Origin of the sequence: Streptomyces sp. NPDC048637 (genome assembly GCF_040650675.1) — a bacterium.
Taxonomy (GTDB): Bacteria; Actinomycetota; Actinomycetes; order Streptomycetales; family Streptomycetaceae; genus Streptomyces.
Genome location: NZ_JBEZHQ010000007.1, coordinates 116902 through 134726, shown reverse-complemented (window position 1 = coordinate 134726; position 17825 = coordinate 116902). Strand labels below are relative to the sequence as shown.

The following is a 17825-nucleotide window of genomic DNA, read 5'->3' as shown; positions in this document are numbered from 1 at the left end:
CCCTGGGTCGTCCGTGACATGATTTACTCCTCAACAACAAGGCCCGTCCCAATGATTGGGACGCGAAACCAGCCAGTGAGACGTAGTGTGCCGACGGTACGGGAGACCACCCGTCGGCCGCAATGACCGGACCACTCGGGAAGGCGGGGAAACCGCGGCGGCCGGACAGCGGCGCGGCGGAGGGCGAACCGGGGGCCGGACCGTTCGGCATCGTCAGCGGCCGGGCCGGTCACCGGCCGCGCTCCGCACCGCCCTTGAGGCCGTTTTGGAGTGCGGGGCGTTTCTCCATACGATCCGGCAATGATCACAAGAAAACGGCTGGCGGCCGGGGTGTGCGGCCTGCTCGCCGCGATGACCGTCGCGCTGCTCCCCACACCTGCCGCCGCCGATGAACCGGAGGCGAAGTCTCCCCCCAAGGTCGAGTTGACGCTCGATGTCAGCGGCTCGATGCGGGCCCGTGACATCGACGGGCAGAGCCGGATGGCCGCGGCGAAGCAGGCGTTCAACGAGGTACTGGACGCCGTGCCGGACGACGTCCAGCTCGGCATACGTACCCTCGGCGCCAACTACCGGGGCGAGGACCGGAAGACCGGCTGCAAGGACACCCGGCAGCTCTACCCGGTCGGGCCGCTCGACCGGACCGAGGCGAAGACCGCGGTGGCCACACTCGCCCCCACCGGCTGGACGCCCATCGGACCCGCCCTGCTGGGCGCGGCCGACGACCTCAAGGGCGGCGACGCGACCCGCAGGATCGTCCTCATCACGGACGGCGAGGACACCTGTGCCCCGCTCGACCCCTGCCAGGTGGCGCGGGACATCGCCGCCAAGGGCATCCATCTCACCGTCGACACCCTCGGGCTGCTGCCGAACGCCAAGACCCGCAACCAGCTGAGCTGCATCGCGGAGGCGACCGGCGGTACCTACACCTCGGTACAGCACACCAAGGAACTCCGGGACCGCGTACACCAGTTGGTGGACCGCGCCGCCCACCCCGTGGTCACCCCGGAGGCGACCGAGGGCGCCCAGCAGTGTGCGGACGCCCCGAAGCTCAAGGCGGGTCTCTACAGCGACCGCGAGAAGTTCGCCGAGCACCGCTGGTACCGGGTGGACGTCCGGCCCGGCCAGGAACTGCGGGCTTCGGTGAGCATCGCCGCCGACCGCGCGGTCAACAAGGACTACGGGGTCCTGCTGCGCGCCTCGACCGTGCACGGCCGGGAGATCGTCCGCGGCGCGGAGGCCGGCGACGGCCGTACGGATGTGATCTCTTCCGGGCTGCGCTATCCCAAGGCGCCGCTCGCGTCCTCGGACGATACGGACAAGCCCGCGACGGAGACCGTCTGCCTGCAGGTCAGCAACTCCTTCTCGGCACCCGCCTCGGTCAAGACCGACCCGGGCCTGCCGGTCGAGCTGACCGTTGACCTGGTGGACGGCCCCAGCGATGCGTCCGACGCGGCCTTCTTCGGCCTCGGCCACGGCTGGTGGTTCCTGGGCGCGATGGTGCTCACGGGGCTGGTGGCCGGTCTGCTGTGGGGCTGGATATCCCGTTGGCGTGTCACCGTCTGGAGGACCAACTGATGCGCACCCTACGCACTCTGACAGCCGCCGTGCTGGCCTGCGCCGGACTCCTCGGCCCGGCGGGAGCCGCCGTCGCCGACAGCCCCTCCCCCAGCGCGAGCGCCGGCGCCGATGCGGAGGCAGCAGCTCCGACCGAGGCCGGTACCTCCTTCCGTACCGCGACCGCCCTCAAGCCGGACCAGCGCGCCACGGCCAGCGCCTCCACCGGTGACTACCTCTACTGGGTGCTGCCCGTGGACGCGGGACAGCGCGCCACCGTGAAGGCCAAGGTGACGCTCCCGCAGGCCGCCGCCCGGCACGGCTCCGCCACCTGGCAGCTCGATGTCTACGACGGGCTGCGCCGCCGCCAGGCGTGTACGTACGGCGCGCAGACCAGGACGGCGGCGCGGGACGCCGGGTCCGTCGAACTGTCCTGCACCCTGCGCACGGTCCGCGCCTGGGCGGAACCGTGGGCCAACGACCCGCTGCCGGGCAGCTACTACCTCCGGCTGACGGTCACCGATCTGCGGAAGGACGACCTCGGCCTGCCGGTACACGCCGAGGTCAACGCCACTACGGCCGACACGGGCGGTGCCCACGCGGTGGACGGCAGTCTCTCCGCGCCCCTGGTGCCCGGTGCCGCCACCGCGCCACCGCAGGCCGAGGAGAGCAGCGCTCCCGGGACCTCCGCGGCCCTCGGTGAGCCGGACGACGGCTGGTCCTCGGGCTGGTGGTCCGACCGCTGGATCTGGACCGCGGTGGGCGGTCTGCTCGCGGCCCTCGCCGGAATCGCCGGCTACCGCTTCACCCGGGGCTCCGGCCGCCCGTCACAGGTGCCACCGGGCGCCTGACCGACCGGGGCGGCCAGGGCACCGGGCCGTGGCCGCCCCACACCAGGTTTTCCCGGCAGACTGGACACGGTCCTGCGTTCGGTTCGGTCAGGCAGCCCTCCGCCTAAGCTTTGCGGGCGAGCAGTTGAACCTCCTGGAACTGCCGTCGATCGGTGGGCTGAGGCTCGCGAACCATCCGGGCCACCTCGGCCAGCCCGGACTTGCGCAGCATCGCGGCGAGGTGATCAGGCCACCACCGATAGGCCGGCGCGACGGCGTGATCGAAGACCTGCGTCGGGTGAGACGGATCATCACTGGCCGAGAAGCCGACCAGAAGGTGGCCGCCAGGTGCCAGCACACGGTGGAACTCCGCCAGGATCGCGGGGAGTTCTTGCGGCGGAGTGTGAATGATGGACCACCGTGAGAGTACGCCGCCCAGCACGCCGTCAGCGATGTTCAACCCGGCCATCGAACCCACGTCGAACCGCAGGCCCGGATAGGCCTCTCGAGCCAACTCGACCATCGTAGGAGAGGCATCAACGCCAAACGCCGCCAGCCCCAACTCGTCCAGATGCGCGGTGATATGGCCAGGCCCACACCCCAGGTCCGCGACCTCACCGTCCCCACTCGCACCTACGGCCTCGGCGAAGGCACCCAAGATCGCGCGGTCCAGGGGACTGTCACGCAGCGTGTCGCGGAACAGCTGCGCATAGGTGGGGGCAGCCGCGTCGTAAGCCTCGCGGGTGGCACTGAGGGCATCGTGTTCGACCATGCTCGCGACAGTAGTTCCTGGCGCTGAGGCGAGCCGAGAGAAGCACGATCTTCCCTCCCTCCTGCCCCCGGGCTATCGCTTGGGGGTGTCTCCCTCCAGGACGTGTTCCTGGTCCCGATCAAGGTGTGGGCCGCCCGCGCGGAGCGTGGCCGCGACCGCAGAGGCCAGGCGTGCGGAGGCGGACCGCGTCGGCGATGCCCATGAAGTGGGCAGCCTCCGTCCTGCGTTGCGCCACCTTTGCCCAGAACGGAGCGGCGGTGTTCACTTCCGCCCCGCTGAAATTCATCCCCCCAGTGAGGGGCATCACACACCTCAGGGGGGTATCGGCAGGGCATGGACAGACCCGAGAACCCGGAGATGGCGCGGCAGCAGCCCCCGCCGACGTTGCCACCCAACGCGTCCAGTAGCGACAGGCCCTGGCACAACCGGGTCGTTCCGCCACCCCCGCCGTCGTTACCCCCGCACCTGGCGGGCGGCGTCGACCTGCGGACCAGCAAACGGCTCTTGTGGGTCGGCGGCGCCGCCTACCCGCTGCAGAACATCACGCGGGTGTACACCTTCCTGCTCACCCCACGGCGCGGTGAGGCGACCGTGCTCTTCCTCAAGCGCGTCGGGATCGTCCTGTCGGTGGCTTTCGCCCTGATGATCCTCAGCGAAATCACCGGCTTCGCCAGCGATGAGGAGACCTCGCAAACGATCACCCAACTCATCTGGATCGGCGCCGCTGTGTCGCTGGTCTACTGTGTCGGGGATTGGGGGGCGGTCCTGACCGCCTCCTCCCACTGGGTGCTGGCCGTCGAGACGTCCGGCGCGTCGACGGCCCTGGTGACCAGCCAAAACACCCAGCATCTCCAGGAGCTCGTCGGCCAGGTCGTGCACTGGATCGAGAACCCCGAGATCGAGTTCCAGGTGAAGGCCGAGACGCTCCTGATCAATCCCAGGAACTACCACTTCGGCGACAACGTCAACATGTACGGCGGATCGGGCAACGTGGGGATGGCGAAATCATGAGCGGCGACAACTACTACCTCGGTGACAGCGTCACAGTGCACGGCGGCACGAACATCACCGGCATGGTGAAAAACGCGGCGCCGGCCGCCATAGACCCTGAACTGCGGTCCGCGATCGCGGCGTTGACGACGCAGCTGCGACACCTGCGCGCGGAGGTGTCGCCTCTGGGCGCGCAGACGATCGACGCATCCCTGCCGGTCCTCGCCCCCGACGCCGTGGTCCAGCCGCAGGTCCGCACCCGCGCCCTGATGGCCATCGCCGGCGTCGCCGCGACCGCCGGGACCCTGGGTGCGCCGATCGTGGAAGCGGTGAACGGGATCCTCCAGCTCCTGGGCGCGCAGTAGCGGACGCGACGACGAGCGAGGCCCCCCAGGGGCGTCATGCGCGGCAGGTCCGCCTCCAGCACCGTGGCCCGGGGCAGGTGATCCGAAACAGCCGCCGCGTGCCCGGGGTTGGTGACGGATCTTGTGAGCCATCGCCGCATTTCAGAGGCACACCCGCGCTGTTCTGCCAGCGGTGAACACCGGCCCGACCAGGCTCGACGATCACTACAGTCCCGTCTCATGACGAAGATTACGACGCGTACGGTCGAGTACCCGGCCGACGGTTTGACGATGATCGGGCACCTCGCGCTCCCGGCCGGTGTCGACCGCCGGCCCGCGGTGCTGCTCGGACCAGAGGGGACGGGGCTCAGCGACGTCGAGCGCCGCCGGGCCGATGCTCTCGCCGAGCTGGGATACGTGGCGCTGGCCTTTGACCTCCACGGCGGGCGCTATCTGGGCGACCCCGAGGAGATGCTGGCCCGTTGCATGCCGCTGCTCGCCGACCCCGACCGGATGCGGGGTATCGGCCACGCGGCACTCGACGTGTTGCGCGCCGAACCGCGGACCGACCCCGACCGGATCGCCGGCGTCGGCTACGGCACCGGGGGCGCCATCGTGCTGGAACTCGGGCGCGACGGCGTCAACTTGCACGCGATCGGGACCGTCAACGCACTGACCACGGGCCGACCGGGCGAGGCGGCACACATTCGCTGCCCGGTGTGGGCCGGGGTCGGGTCGGAAGACCCGATCATGCCGCCCGCCCAACGGGACGCATTCACCGCAGAGATGCAGGCCGCGGGCGTCGACTGGCGCCTCGTGGTTTACGGGGGAGCCCTTCACGCCTTCCACCACCCGCCGGTCGACCACACCGTGCGTCCCGGCGTCGGCTACCACCCACAGCACGCGGAACGAGCCTGGCGCGACGTCGTCAACCTGCTCGCCGAGCGCCTGCCCGTCACGGAGTGATGGGGTCGGCAACCGCCGTTCCGGGCCGGGTGTGCCCCGCGCACCGGATATCACCCAACCCGGGCGCCGGCAGCGGCCCGTGAGGTGCCGTCCCCGATCAGCAGTTGCAGCAGGTGAGGCACTCACAGCAGCCGAGGCACTCGCAACCGCAGCCGTTGCAGTCATGGCAGCACCCCTCGCGCTTCTTGCGCGACCACGGTCCCTCGTACTCCTCGGCACAGCAGAGCCGGCAGGTGCAGCACAGCCCGATGGCGACCGCACAGCCGGCGAAGAAGCCGCGGGGCTTCTTCGGCTGTTGCGGGAACTGCGGCATCCCACCGCCCCCACCACCCGAGCCGCCGCCCTCGCCGCCGCCCGGACCGCCGGGGGGCATCTGGCCGCCGTGGTAGGGATTCTGCGGGCCGTTCAGATGCTGCCCGCCCTGGGCGTACGGGCCGCCGGCCGGCGCCTGGCCGTACTGCGGCGCCTGGCCGTACTGCGGGGGCTGACCGTACGCAGCCGGCTGACCATGTCCGTTCCCGTACGGGCTGCCGCCCTGGCCGTCGTACGGGCCCGGGGCTCCGTGCCCCTGGTGGGAGCAGGTGGCGGTGCCGAAGGCGCGGTCCACGGACCGGCGCAGTTCGTGCACCAACAGCACATGCACCAGGGCGGAGTCGGTGAATTCCACATCGCGCAGGGCGAGGCGGATGCCGTGGAGGGCGTCGTCGCACAGCCGGCGGGCCTGCGCGGCGGTGGCGCCCGTGGCGGTGAGCGGGTTCCAGGCGCCCTCGGCGGCGTCGGCCGTGCGGTCCTCCACGGCGTCGAGGAGGTGGGCCAGCCGTCCGAAGAACCGGCCGGCCTCGGCCAGTGGCGCGGCGTTGCCCGGCCGGCCCGCCAGCACCGCGGTGTGGGCGAAGGCCGCGGCGGTCGCCGTCTCGGTCGGTTCGGTGATGACCGTCAGCGGCGTGCCGGGACCGGCCAGTTCCTCGATGCCCACCTGCCGGTCGACCGCATCGACCAGCACCGCGGTGTCGAAGCCGAGGGTGGCGCCGGTGCGCGCCCCGGCCCGGTCCCATCCCGCGGCGACCTTGCGCGCGGCGGAGGCCACCGGCCGGCGGCGCAGCACTCCGTTCCGGTCGGCGACATGGTCACGTATCTTCGCCGAGGCGAGCACGAGGGACACCGATGCCGCCAGCCGCGCGCCCTCCCCCTTCGCCACCGAAGCGGTCCGCATCCCTCGCAGCGGGCAAGGGCCGGCGGTACGGCGGCGGGCCTGCGGAGGGCCGGACTGAGCATCCGTCAGCACTGAGACGATCAGCCCGTCGTAGTTCGTGACGACCCGGGCGAACTGCCCGTGGTCGCCGCGCAGCGCGAGACAGAGGCCGCACAGATGGGCCATCCACTCGGCCTTGAGCCCTTGGGACAGACGATGGGTGCAGGGCCTGACGATTCCGAACATGTGGAAACCCCCGTGAGAGTCGGCATGGGCCGGCCTGGGCAGCGCGCGGCCGGCAGCGTCCGAAAAAGCGTATCGAGTGTGCCGTTGACCTGGACACATGCCCCTCTGCGGAGCTACGGAGCGGGTGACGTCCGTCATCGGACCGGGGCGGCCCGGCATCTGCGGGGAGGGCGGTCGCTCCACCCCTGCCAGGGGGTAGCGGGGGCGGAGCGACCGCGCGGCCCGGGTTCACAGGCAAAACCGGGGCCGAGCCGGGAATCGGGGAAAATCCCTCGGCTCACCCTGAGATACGCATCGCGTGTCAGGATCGTTCAATCGACTTCCGGAAGCGTCGCGGCGCCGGGCTCACGGCCCCCTGCCGGCGTCATCGCTCCACCGGTCCGGCTTCTGGCTCCGCCCCCGGATGGTGGCGCATCCGTGCAGCGAGGACGGCGACATCGTCCTCGGCGTGCAGCCCGTCGAGGCGGTGCAGGATCTCGTCGAGCGTCTGCTCCACGCCGGCCCCGGCGGAGAGCCGCATGCTCGCCAGCCGGGACAGGGAGGCGTCGATGTCCTCGCCACGCCGCTCGATGAGCCCGTCGGTGAACATCAGCAGGGTTTCCGCGGGAGTGACGGCGCGGGTGACGAGTTCGTAGCCGCCCACCCCGGTGCCCAGGGGCGGGCCGACGGGGACGTCGACCAGGCCGGCGGTGCCCTCGGGGCCGATGACCGCCGGGGGGAGATGGCCCGCACTGGCGAACGCGGCGAGACCACGCGCCGGATCGACCCTGGCCAGCAGGCAGGTCGCCGGCCGGCGGGACTCCTCCTCGGCCACGGCGGCGTCGAGTTGCCGCAGTACGCGATGGGGCGGCAGATCGGTCGAGGCGACATAGCGGAGGTGGGAGCGGTAGGCGTTCATGTCGACCGCCGCGTCGAGCCCGTATCCCATGACGTCCCCCATGACGAGCAGGGTGCGCCCGTAGTGGAGCCGCACCGTCTCGAACCAGTCGCCGCCGACCAGGGCGCTGGTGCCGGACGGCAGATAGCGGGTGGCCAGCTCCAGGTTGGGGTGCGGCCGGCCCGGCTCCGCGAGGAGCGTCCGCTGCAGGTCCATCGCCGTGCCCTCCACCGCGGCATACCGGCGGGCGTGGGCGAGCCGGGTGGCGGTAAGGCGTGCCAGGTAATGCACGGTGGCGGTCTCGTGCTCGGTGAATCTGCCACCCGCGCGCAGGGCGAGCAGCACTCCGTAGCGACGGCCGTACGCCAGGAGCGGCGCCGATACGGCGTCGGCGGAGCGGCCGCCCGGCAGGACCGCCGCCACGGTGACCGGGCGCTCCTCGTCCAGTGCCCGCATCGAGGGTGACGCGCCCTCGGGCCGTTCCGGCCCCTCGTCCGGGAACTGCGCCTCCAGCACTTTGACCAGGCCTGCCGTCGCGACGCGGGTGAGCGCCGCCGGGGGCGGGGTCCGCGCCCCGGTGCCCGGCTCGGTGAGCAGGTCCACCGCCGCGGCGTCACACAGGTGGCGGCACAGGTACCGGGCGAGCTCGGCGCAGGTGGTCTGCTCGTCCAGGGTCGTGCCGATCCCCTCGGCGGCCTCTTCCACCGTGTGCAGACGGGCCAGTACACGGGCGTGATCGGCGTCCCGGTCCGCCTCCGCGCCATCCCGGTTCGACAAGGCCACCTCCAGGGCACTGCGGCCCGCCGCGCGCGGGGCGCTCCTCATGCACCCATACCATCAGCAAGCCGGCAGCACGGCCCGCCGCGACGACCGCGCCGGTCCTCCGTGCGGCCGAGAGCCACGCCCCCCGAAACCCCTCGGTGGCCGTCAGCTGAGGACGCCCGTGCCCAGCAGGCCGAAGAGCAGCGCGCCGACGAGGATCCGATAGAGGACAAAGGAGTTGAAGGAGTGCTTGGCCACGAACTTCAGCAGCCAGGCGATCGAGGCGTAGGCGACACCGAAGGAGACGACGGTGCCGATGGCCAGCGGTGCGACGGCCGCGCCGGTGCCGAGGGCGTCCTTCAGCTCGTAGATCCCGGCGCCGGTGAGGGCCGGGATGCCGAGGAAGAAGGACAGCCGGGTGGCCGCGACTCGCTCCAGGTCGAGCAGGAGGGCGGTGGACATGGTCGCGCCGGAGCGGGAGAAACCGGGGAAGAGGAGGGCGAGGATCTGTGAGCAGCCGACCCACATGGCGTCCTTGAGCGAGGTGTCGTCCTCACCGCGCTTGTGGCGGCCCCTCTGGTCCGCCGCCCACATCACACCACTGCCGATGATCAGTGAGCCGGCCACCACCCAGAGCGAGGCGAGCGGGCCTTCGATCAGCGGCTTGGCGGCGAGTCCGACGACGACGATCGGGAGGGTGGCGTAGATCACCCACCAGGCGAACTTGTAGTCGTGGTGGTAGCGCTCCTCGCGGTCACGCAGTCCGCGGAACCACGCGCCCATGATGCGCACGATGTCCTTGAAGAAGTAGACGAGCGCCGCGGCGATCGCTCCGACCTGGATGACCGCGGAGAAGGCGACGACGGTCTTGTCGTCGACGGGGATACCCATCAGACCTTCGGCGATCTTGAGGTGGCCGGTGGAGGAGACCGGAAGGAATTCCGTCACCCCCTCGATGGCTCCGAGGACGACGGACTGGCCGATGCTGATCGCGCTCATGGGATCCAATTCTGGGGAGGGGAGGGACGCCGGGCGCCCCCGTGCGGTGCGCCGCGCCGACGGGCGGGCCGGGGGGAGATGAGCCACGAAGGCGGCGTCGGGTGGCGGACGGCCACCGGAATTCGATACGGATGAACCCAGCTCGTGGCCAACGGTGAACAGGGCGCGGACTGCTCGGCATTGAGCAATGTCGTCAGCCTCTCCCGTACTGGTCCAGGGGTGCGTCTCGCGCATCCGGACCTCTACTACCGTGCCATCGGCGGTCTACAACACTGTAGACGACCTAGGGGAGGAACCGATCCATGGCTGAGGCACAGCCACGCCGCCGGGCTGCGGACGCACCGGAGCCGGGGGCCATCACGGCCCGGTGGACCGCCCCCTCCCCACACCCCCACCCGGCGCACGGCCCGCCGCGCCGCGCACCCCGTCCGTCCCGCACCAGCTCACCCGAGGAGCCCGCATGCCGCTCACCGCGCTCACCACGGCCGTCGTCCCTGCCACCACACCAAGAAGGTCACGGCGGCCGACGGGTCGCTGGGAGGCCATATCGTGACGGCCGCCCCCCGTTCTCTGACCCGGCCCGCCACCGCCGGGCGGCCCGGCGGCCCCGTGCCCACAGCCGCCGGCGCCCCGGCGCCGCCCGCGGCCCGTGACGCGTTCTTCGACAACGCCAAATACCTGGCCATCGTGCTGGTCGCCCTGGGCCACGCCTGGGAGCCGCTGTACCACTCCAGCCGGAGCGCGGCCGCGCTCTATATGTTCGTCTACGCCTTCCACATGCCCGCGTTCACCGTCATCTCCGGCTACTTCTCCCGGAGTTTCGATATGCGCCGCGACCGGCTGCAGCGGCTGATCACCGGGGTCGGGGTCCCGTTCGTCCTCTTCCAGGCGGCCTTCGCGCTGTTCCGGTACGTGGGCGGGGACATTCCGAGTCTGTCGGTCAACATGGTGAATCCGTGGTTCCTCACCTGGTTCCTGGCCGCCCTGTTCATCTGGCGGCTCACCGCCCCGCTGTGGCGGATCGTGCGGTGGCCGGTGCCGGTGGCCCTCCTGATCGCCATCTCGGCATCCATGTCGGACATCGGCAGCGACCTGGACCTGCAGCGGGTCCTGCAGTTCCTGCCGTTCTTCGTCCTCGGGCTGTACCTGAAGCCCGAGCACTTCCGCCTGGTGCGCTCCCGGCAGGTGCGCCTCGCCGCGGTACCCGTCCTCGCGGCGGCGCTGCTCTTCGCGTACTGGGCGGTGCCGCGGATGAACGACGCGTGGTTCTACCACACCGACAGCGCCCAGAACCTGGGCGTTCCGTGGTGGTACGGGGTGCTGATGCAGCCGGCCATGTTCGGCTGCTCGCTGGTGCTGACGGCCTGCTTCCTGGCCTGGGTGCCGGGCCGCCGGATGTGGTGCACCGCGCTGGGCGCCGGCACGCTCTACGGCTATCTGCTGCACGGCTTCCTCGCCAAGGGCTCCCGCTGGTGGGGCTGGTACGACGCCGGCTGGGTCCACACCCCGTGGGGCGCCATCGCCGTCACCGTCATCGGCGGAGCGGTCGTGACGCTGCTGTGCACACCACCGGTGCAGCGCATCTTCCGCTTCGCCATGGAGCCGAAGATGAGGTGGGCGTTCCGAGAGGAATCCCGGACCGGTGCGGCGGCGGACCCTGCCGGGAAACAGCAGGCGGACCCTGCCGGGAAACAGGCGCCCCCTCCCGGCAAACAGGCGGACTCTGCCGGGAAGCAAAAGCAACCACCCACGCCGCCCTAGACGGCAGGTGCGGCCACTGCGTGCCCCATGGCCCCGATTGCCCCGGCGGATAGCATCAGTACTGTTGGCGTGGCTCATACCTGTGGTGATGGCTCGCTCGTGGGCCGGTCGAGTGCTTGACATGACGTGATCGGAAGTCCCTGCGAGATGGCCAGCAGCCCTGTGAGCCCCGGCCACCCGAACCCTGCAGAGGCGCCGATCATGGATCCAGCCGCCGCGGCATCACCACCCCGTACGGGCATCAGCCTGCGCCAGTTGCTGATGTCGCTGGGCGAGCCCCTGGTGGAGCTGCAGGCCGCGCCCGACGGGCTGGACGTCGAGATCCGCAGCGTCGCGCTGCTCGACCCCGAGGACCCGCCGATGGCCCACCCGGGCGAGCTGATCCTCGCCATAGGCGCACGGGGTCGCGCGGCGTTCCCCGCGCTGCGGGCCGGCGGACGCGACGGAGCAGCTGCCGTCGCGGTCAAGCTGGACGCCCCCGGGCAGGCCGCGGCGCTCAGTGCGACCGCCGTCGAGGCGGGGATCGCGCTGCTGTCGGTACGGAGTGAAGCGCGCTGGGAGCAGGTGGACGCGCTGGCCCGCGCGGCGCTGGAGAGTGCGCCGCAGGGGCGCCCCGGTGAGGCGGCCGAGGAGGGCGATCTGTTCGCGCTCGCCCAGACCACGGCCATCCTCACCGGCGGGATCGTCAGCATCGAGGACACCGCCAACCGCGTGCTGGCCTACTCCCGCTCCGCCGACGACGACGAGGTCGATGACCTGCGGCGGCGGTCCATCCTGGGCTGGCACGGCCCGGAAGCGTATCTGTCGCGGCTGCGCGAGTGGGGCGTGTTCCAGTGGCTGCGCACCTCCGACGACGTGATCAACATCGATGCCCACCCCGAGCTGGGGATCCGCCGGCGGCTCGCGGTGGCCATCCGGTCCGGGGACCGGCAGCTGGGCGTCATCTGGGTGCAGGAGGGTTCCTCGCCACTGACCGAGCGCGCGGACCAGGCGCTGCTGGGCGCGGCCCGGGTCGCCGCACTGCATCTGGTACGCCGCCGCCGGGAGCTCTCCGCCGATCTGACGCTGACCCGTACGCTCGCGGCCGGACTGCTGGAAGGCAGCACCGGACCCCAGCCGCTGGCGAGCCACCTGGCCCTGGACGCGGCCCGGCCGGCCGCCGTCCTGGGCTTCTCGTACGGGGCAGCCGAGAGCACCCCACCGGAGCTGGCCCGCGGCGAGGTCAGCAATCTGATCTCGGTGCACACCGCCGCCCGGCACCGCAGCTCCGTGGTCACCCAGGTCGATGCGCGGATCTATGTGCTGCTGCCGCAGCTGCCGCGCAGCATCGACACCGGCACGCTGCGCGGCTGGGGGCAGGAGATCACCGACGCCGCCGGCCGCCACCTGGGCCTGTCGTTGCGCGGTTCCGTCGGCTGCATCGTGCCGGGGCTCGGGGAGATTCCCGAATCGCGCCGGGAGGCGGACCGGATCCTCGACGCCATGCTGAGCGTCGGCGTCGCCACCACGGTCGCCGCGCTGCCGGACATCCAGGCGGAGGTGCTGGTCAGCGAGGTGCTGGCGCTGCTGTCCGCGCACCCCGAGATGCGCGACCCCCGGCTGACCGCCCTGGTCACCCATGACACCCGCAACCAGGGGCAGTTGGCCGAAAGCGTGCTCGCCTATCTGAACGCCTTCGGCGACGTACGGGCCGCCGCCACCGAGCTGCATGTACACCCCAACACGCTGCGCTACCGGATCCGCCGGGCCGAGGACCTGACCGGTCTCGACCTCAGCCGCCCGGATCAGCGGCTGCTGGCCATGCTCCAGCTGCGGCTGCCGTCCGCCGGCTGAACCACGGCGCGGCGATGCCGGTGGTGCCGCGGCCCGGCAGATTGGCACCGCGGCGGGCGTCCATCTCTCCGCAGAGCTGTGGGTACCTGCGCCCGGACCCCCACGGACCGCCGATGGTCCACAATTCTCCTAAACTGGGCGATATTGCTCCATTGAGCTGACGGGCTGGCGATGATGAGTGCGGAGAATGCCCTGCCGGGTGGCTCGGACCGCGCATGCGATATCGCGAAGGCGGCCACGGCCGAACTGGACGGACAGGGGCGGGTCATTGCCTGGACCCGGGCGGCGGAGCGGCTGCTCGGCTATCCGGCCAGGGAGATCCTGCACCGCCCCGCGGCGCAGCTGCTGGCGATACCCGGCGACGAGGTACGGGTGGCCTCCGTGGCGCGGTGGTGCCGTTCGGTGAACGGCTGGGGCGGCTCGGTCGCGGCGCGCCATCGGGACGGCCGGGAGGTACAGCTGGCGGTGCAGGTCACGCCCGTTCTCGACGGCGCCGGCCACGAGCGGTGGTCCGTCCTCGCCATGGAGGAGTGGCGGGTGCCGGGCGGCGGGGTGAACCAGCTGATGCTCGAACCGTTTCTGGCGCATGTGCCGGTCGGCATGGCCGTGCTCGACACCGATCTGCGGTACGTCTGGGTGAACGACGTACTGGAGCGCCTGATCCCCCTGGAACGGCGGCTCGGGAAGCAGGTGAACGAGATACTGCCCAGGCTGGAGGCCGAGGCGTTCGAGGAACGGATGCAGCGGGTCCTGAGGACCGGGTCGCCGGTGATGGACTATGAATTCCGCAGCCCCACCTATGCGGACCCCCACCAGGAGCGGGCCTACTCGGCGTCCTTCTTCGGGCTGGCGGACCCCCAGGGCCGGCGTATCGGCCTCTGGTACATGGTCATCGATGTCACCGAACGCTGGCGGGCCCAGGAACGTCTGGCCCTCCTGAACGACGCCAGCGTCCGCATCGGGAGCACGCTCGATGTCACCCGGACCGCACAGGAACTGGCGGACGTCGCCGTGCCGGCGCTCGCCGACTTCGTCGCCGTCGATCTGCTGGATTCGGTACTCAGGGGCGAGGAGCCGGTTCCCGGGCCGGTCGACAGCACCCCCACCCTGCGGCGCTGCGGTCAGCAGTCGGTCCACGAGGGCTGTCCGGAGGCCGGCCTGGCCGTGGGGGAAGCCGTCCAGCGGTCCCCCTCGTCACCGATCGCCCGCTGTCTGCTCAAGGGCGAGTCCCTGGTGGAGCCGGTCCTGGACGTCGCCACCAGCGCCTGGGTCACCGAGGACCCGGTGCGGGCGGCCGTCATCCGGGAATTCGGATTCCGTTCGGTGATGGTGGCACCGGTGCAGGCCCGCGGGATCACCCTGGGCGCGGCGACCTTCTTCCGGTCCCGGAGTCTGGGGCCCTTCGTGGCGGACGACGTACGGCTGGCCGAGGAGCTGGTCGCGCGGGCCGCGGTGTGTGTCGACAACGCGCGCCGCTTCACCCGCGAGCGCACCGCGGCCCGGGTGATGCAGCAGAACCTGCTGCCGCATGAGCTGACCGGCGGGTCGGCGCTGGAGGTGGCGTCGTGGTACTTCCCCGCGGACGCGCCGAGCGGGGTGGGCGGCGACTGGTTCGATGTGATTCCGCTGTCCGGGGCGCGGGTCGCCCTGGTCGTCGGGGATGTGGTCGGACACGGCATCAACGCCGCGGCCACCATGGGGCGGCTGCGTACCGCCGTCCGCACCCTGGCGAACCTGGATCTGCCGCCCGATGAACTGCTGGCCCGCCTGGACGACCTGGTCATCGGCCTGGTCAAGACACACCGCGGCGACCCGGCGGCGGACGCCGGGAACCCGAGCGTGGCCTCGACATTCATGGGCGCCACCTGTCTGTACGCCGTCTACGACCCGGTCAGCAGGCGGTGCAGCATCGCGCGGGCCGGCCATCTGCCGCCGCTAATCGTCGGCCCCGACGGCGCCGTGGACATTCCGGACCTGCCCGCCGGACCGCCGCTCGGCCTCGGGGCGCTGCCCTTCGAAGCCGTCGAGCTGGAGCCGGCCGAGGGCAGCCTGATCGCGCTCTACACCAACGGGCTGATCGAGACCCGCGACCGGGACATCGAGGTCGGGCTGTCCCGGCTGAGCGATGCCCTCGCGGTGCCCGGGGAGACGCTGAAGGACATCGGCGGGAATGTGGTCAAGGCCCTGCTGACCGGCCCGCCGTCCGACGACGCCGCGCTGCTCCTCGCCCGGACCCACGCCCTGGACGCACACCAGGTCGCCTCCTGGGAGCTGACCTGTGACCCGGCCGTCGTCGGCACCGCCCGTGGTCTCGTCAGCCGGCAGCTGGCGGAGTGGGACATGGACGATCTGCTGTTCACCACGGAGCTGATCGTCAGCGAACTGGTCACCAACGCCATCCGTCACGCTACCGCGCCGATCACCCTGCGTCTGATCCGGCAGGACGCCCTGATCTGCGAGGTCTCCGACGCCAGCAGCACCTCGCCGCGCCTGCGTCATGCCCGGACCACCGACGAGGGCGGACGCGGACTGTTCATCGTCGCGCAGCTCACCCGGCGATGGGGCACCCGCTACACCCCGACCGGCAAGATCATCTGGACCGAGCAGAGCCTGCCGTCGGAGGCGGGCGCCGACGACGAGGCGGACTGAGCCGGGATCGCCGGAGGGGCGGGCGGGACGCCTCCGGGCGGTCGTCTGGCGGGCATCCCGGAGCGCCTCCCATACGGGGCGCCTCCGGTGGCACCACCGAGGGCGGCACGTCCCGGGGGCGCCGCCCTCACCCCGCCCCGAGCGCGCTCCGGGCGGTGTCGTACTCGCCGCCGCCGGGCACATGGCCGCAGTCGTCCCCCGCCGGGACCGGCCATCCGACAAGACCGCGTCCGGGCAGCTCGACATGGTCACGGTCGGCACCCGCGACCACCCGGCGCGGTGCCGCGCCGGCCCGCTCGGCGGTCAGATGGGCGGTCACGAAGGCCGCGCTCGTCCTGTTGATGTCGCGGGTCAGTCCGAGGGGAAGCAGCGAGCGGGTCTCGGCGATCGCCTCGTCCTCACCGGCCCGCAGCACCACCCGGACCTCCGGTGCCACACCGTGTGCCGCGACCGCGACGGCGATGTTGTCCAGCTCATGGGAGCCGACGGCGGCGAGCGCGCGGGCCCGCCCCAGGCCGAGCCGCGCCAGCACCTCACGGTCCTCGCCGTGCGCCAGCACCACGGGTATCCCCATCGACCGCGCGAGGCGCAGGTTCGGGGCGGTGGGCTCACGCTCGACCCCGACGACCGGGACCCCCAGCTGCCGCAGGGTCTGGCACAGCCGCAGGCCGACCTGCCCGAGCCCCACCACGATGACGTGACCGGCACGGGGGAGCACCCGCGGCCCCAGCACGCCGACCAGCCGCGGGCCGAACAGCCGGTCGACGATGCCCGCGGTCAGCAGCGCGGTGAATCCCACCGTCACCAGCATCGCCACCCCGGACACCACCTCGTACACGGGATGGCCGGCGTGCGGCGCGGCCGGCCCCACCCCCGCCACGACCCGGGCGGCCTCCAGGAAGGCGGTGCTGACCGGCTTGTGGAACACGCCGACCAGCCACACCCAGTCCAGGACCAGTACGGCCACGATGCCCAGCAGCCCGATGAGCAGCAGGCGGGCGTCCGCGTCATGGGGCTGCAACTGCCCCCGCAGCCGTCCGAGGAACGCCCGCCGCCGGGCGGTCGCGCTCGCCCGCCACGGGGTCTCCACCAGCCGGTCCTCCTGCGGGCGGACCGCCACCGCGCCGTGCCCGTCGTCCCACACGGCCAGCGCATCGGGGTCGACACACAGCCCGGCCAGCGTCGGCGCCAGGAGGTCGGCGGGCGAGACCGGCACACAGTCGCGCAGCAGCAACCGGAGCTGCTGGGCCACGGTGCGGTCGAAGACGGTGACGACGATCCGGACCGTGTCGCAGACATGGCGTACGGCGAGGGCGTAGCGCAGCGCGGACAGATCGTCGCCCACCAGGACGGCGACGCCGGCCGGCGGTGCGGCGAGCGCCCGGCGAAGGTCCTGGTCGTCCGGTGCGGCAAGATGGTCGACCGGGTGTCCGCCCTCCCCCAGGGAGGCACAGACCCGGCGGGCCAGTGTCGTCGCGCCGATCACCACGATCCCGGCGTCCCGGCCCACCGGCCCCGCCGGATTCACCCCGCTTTCTTCGGCTTCGTCCAGCGGCTCCGCCGGGTGCGCCTCCGGAGATTCACCGCGCCATTCACCTGGCATTCCGTCCGCCGCCCCGCTGCTGTCGCCCACCCCTGGTGGTGTGGGTGAGGGAGCGGACGCCGGAGCGGTTCGGGTCTGTCGGGCGGAGGGAAGGGTGGCCATGGAGTCCCCTTGCTCGTCGGCCGGCGGCAGGGCCTGTCGCCAGGCCCCAGGGCCGAACTCACGCTAGAGCGCGGGCGCTCCGGGGCATCTGTTCCGTCGGCCAAGGCTTCGCCGACGGCGTTGTCCGCCCGCACCAGCCCCCGTCCCGACGCCCGCCGGGAGTGGGCACGGGGAGCCACCGGCGCACCCGGTACGCCTCGCGTGCCCGGGGCGCGCCCCCCCGTTCCGGCAATCCGCATTAGCCGAACGGACAGCCATCCGGGACGAATTTGTCCACTCTCACAAATACGCCGCCGCGCACCGCCACATACGCTTACGCAAATCCCAATCCGGACGTGATGCGGC

The 17825-nt window shown here is 71.8% G+C and carries 13 protein-coding genes; 8 read left to right on the top strand and 5 right to left on the bottom strand.

The genetic code is table 11. From position 1 onward, the window contains the following. The first annotated feature begins 300 nt into the window (after positions 1 to 300). Together AB0C46_RS12650 and AB0C46_RS12645 are read left to right on the top strand one after the other, a co-directional pair. The gene (locus AB0C46_RS12650) at positions 301 to 1575 is read left to right on the top strand and encodes a VWA domain-containing protein (RefSeq protein ID WP_362827803.1); all 1275 of its coding nucleotides are present in this window, start codon (positions 301 to 303) and stop codon (positions 1573 to 1575) included. After that, positions 1575 to 2405 carry a hypothetical protein gene (locus tag AB0C46_RS12645; RefSeq protein WP_362827802.1) on the top strand — a complete coding sequence of 277 codons (831 nt, stop codon included), beginning with the start codon at positions 1575 to 1577 and terminating at the stop codon, positions 2403 to 2405. The genes AB0C46_RS12650 and AB0C46_RS12645 overlap by 1 nt, the downstream gene beginning before the upstream one ends. 103 nt (positions 2406 to 2508) lie before the next feature. On the opposite strand, the gene AB0C46_RS12640 is transcribed toward AB0C46_RS12645, so the two are convergent. Beyond that, the gene (locus tag AB0C46_RS12640; RefSeq protein WP_362827801.1) at positions 2509 to 3156 is read right to left on the bottom strand and encodes a methyltransferase domain-containing protein; all 648 of its coding nucleotides are present in this window, start codon (positions 3154 to 3156) and stop codon (positions 2509 to 2511) included. Positions 3157 to 3489: 333 nt separating this feature from the next. Here AB0C46_RS12640 and AB0C46_RS12635 point away from each other — a divergent pair, with 333 nt between their 5' ends. The 3 genes from AB0C46_RS12635 (at position 3490) to AB0C46_RS12625 (ending at position 5456) form a co-directional block, all read left to right on the top strand. Continuing rightward, complete coding sequence (locus AB0C46_RS12635; protein WP_362827800.1) at positions 3490 to 4167, top strand: DUF6232 family protein; 678 nt, start codon at positions 3490 to 3492, stop codon at positions 4165 to 4167. Beyond that, a complete protein-coding gene (locus tag AB0C46_RS12630) occupies positions 4164 to 4511 on the top strand; it encodes a hypothetical protein (RefSeq protein ID WP_362827799.1) in 348 nt (115 codons plus the stop codon). Before AB0C46_RS12635 ends, AB0C46_RS12630 begins: the two co-directional genes overlap by 4 nt. A 219-nt stretch (positions 4512 to 4730) precedes the next feature. After that, positions 4731 to 5456: a dienelactone hydrolase family protein gene (locus tag AB0C46_RS12625; protein WP_362827798.1), complete on the top strand. Its 726-nt coding sequence runs from the start codon at positions 4731 to 4733 to the stop codon at positions 5454 to 5456. 97 nt (positions 5457 to 5553) lie between these two features. Here the strand turns inward: AB0C46_RS12625 and AB0C46_RS12620 are convergent, their stop codons facing one another. The 3 genes from AB0C46_RS12620 to AB0C46_RS12610 all read right to left on the bottom strand — a co-directional run bounded on the left by AB0C46_RS12620 (position 5554) and on the right by AB0C46_RS12610 (position 9532). Beyond that, complete coding sequence (locus AB0C46_RS12620) at positions 5554 to 6894, bottom strand: DUF5685 family protein (protein ID WP_362827797.1); 1341 nt, start codon at positions 6892 to 6894, stop codon at positions 5554 to 5556. 364 nt (positions 6895 to 7258) lie between these two features. Then, positions 7259 to 8596 carry a PP2C family protein-serine/threonine phosphatase gene (locus tag AB0C46_RS12615; protein ID WP_362827796.1) on the bottom strand — a complete coding sequence of 446 codons (1338 nt, stop codon included), beginning with the start codon at positions 8594 to 8596 and terminating at the stop codon, positions 7259 to 7261. Positions 8597 to 8698: 102 nt separating this feature from the next. Next, positions 8699 to 9532: an undecaprenyl-diphosphate phosphatase gene (locus AB0C46_RS12610; RefSeq protein ID WP_362827795.1), complete on the bottom strand. Its 834-nt coding sequence runs from the start codon at positions 9530 to 9532 to the stop codon at positions 8699 to 8701. Between the two features lie 609 nt (positions 9533 to 10141). Here AB0C46_RS12610 and AB0C46_RS12605 point away from each other — a divergent pair. From AB0C46_RS12605 to AB0C46_RS12595, 3 genes are all read left to right on the top strand, one after another. Beyond that, positions 10142 to 11293, top strand: a complete 1152-nt coding sequence (locus AB0C46_RS12605; RefSeq protein WP_362827917.1) for an acyltransferase family protein — start codon at positions 10142 to 10144, stop codon at positions 11291 to 11293. 201 nt (positions 11294 to 11494) lie between these two features. Then, entirely contained in the window at positions 11495 to 13126 is a 1632-nt protein-coding gene (locus AB0C46_RS12600) for a helix-turn-helix domain-containing protein (protein ID WP_362827794.1), read from the top strand. A 171-nt stretch (positions 13127 to 13297) separates the two neighbouring features. After that, positions 13298 to 15775 carry a SpoIIE family protein phosphatase gene (locus tag AB0C46_RS12595; protein WP_362827793.1) on the top strand — a complete coding sequence of 826 codons (2478 nt, stop codon included), beginning with the start codon at positions 13298 to 13300 and terminating at the stop codon, positions 15773 to 15775. Positions 15776 to 15902: 127 nt separating this feature from the next. Here AB0C46_RS12595 and AB0C46_RS12590 read toward each other — a convergent pair whose 3' ends face one another. Then, entirely contained in the window at positions 15903 to 17408 is a 1506-nt protein-coding gene (locus AB0C46_RS12590; protein ID WP_362827792.1) for an NAD-binding protein, read from the bottom strand. Positions 17409 to 17825: the final 417 nt, after the last annotated feature.

Excerpts from the sequence above, each read along its gene's own strand:
- AB0C46_RS12615 (WP_362827796.1), bottom strand. The coding sequence starts at position 8,596 with ATGAGGAGCGCCCCGCGCGCGGCGGGCCGCAGTGCCCTGGAGGTGGCC.
- AB0C46_RS12650 (WP_362827803.1), top strand. The coding sequence starts at position 301 with ATGATCACAAGAAAACGGCTGGCGGCCGGGGTGTGCGGCCTGCTCGCC.
- AB0C46_RS12640 (WP_362827801.1), bottom strand. The coding sequence starts at position 3,156 with ATGGTCGAACACGATGCCCTCAGTGCCACCCGCGAGGCTTACGACGCG.
- AB0C46_RS12595 (WP_362827793.1), top strand. The coding sequence starts at position 13,298 with ATGATGAGTGCGGAGAATGCCCTGCCGGGTGGCTCGGACCGCGCATGC.
- AB0C46_RS12635 (WP_362827800.1), top strand. The coding sequence starts at position 3,490 with ATGGACAGACCCGAGAACCCGGAGATGGCGCGGCAGCAGCCCCCGCCG.
- AB0C46_RS12600 (WP_362827794.1), top strand. The coding sequence starts at position 11,495 with ATGGATCCAGCCGCCGCGGCATCACCACCCCGTACGGGCATCAGCCTG.
- AB0C46_RS12620 (WP_362827797.1), bottom strand. The coding sequence starts at position 6,894 with ATGTTCGGAATCGTCAGGCCCTGCACCCATCGTCTGTCCCAAGGGCTC.
- AB0C46_RS12625 (WP_362827798.1), top strand. The coding sequence starts at position 4,731 with ATGACGAAGATTACGACGCGTACGGTCGAGTACCCGGCCGACGGTTTG.
- AB0C46_RS12610 (WP_362827795.1), bottom strand. The coding sequence starts at position 9,532 with ATGAGCGCGATCAGCATCGGCCAGTCCGTCGTCCTCGGAGCCATCGAG.
- AB0C46_RS12645 (WP_362827802.1), top strand. The coding sequence starts at position 1,575 with ATGCGCACCCTACGCACTCTGACAGCCGCCGTGCTGGCCTGCGCCGGA.
- AB0C46_RS12630 (WP_362827799.1), top strand. The coding sequence starts at position 4,164 with ATGAGCGGCGACAACTACTACCTCGGTGACAGCGTCACAGTGCACGGC.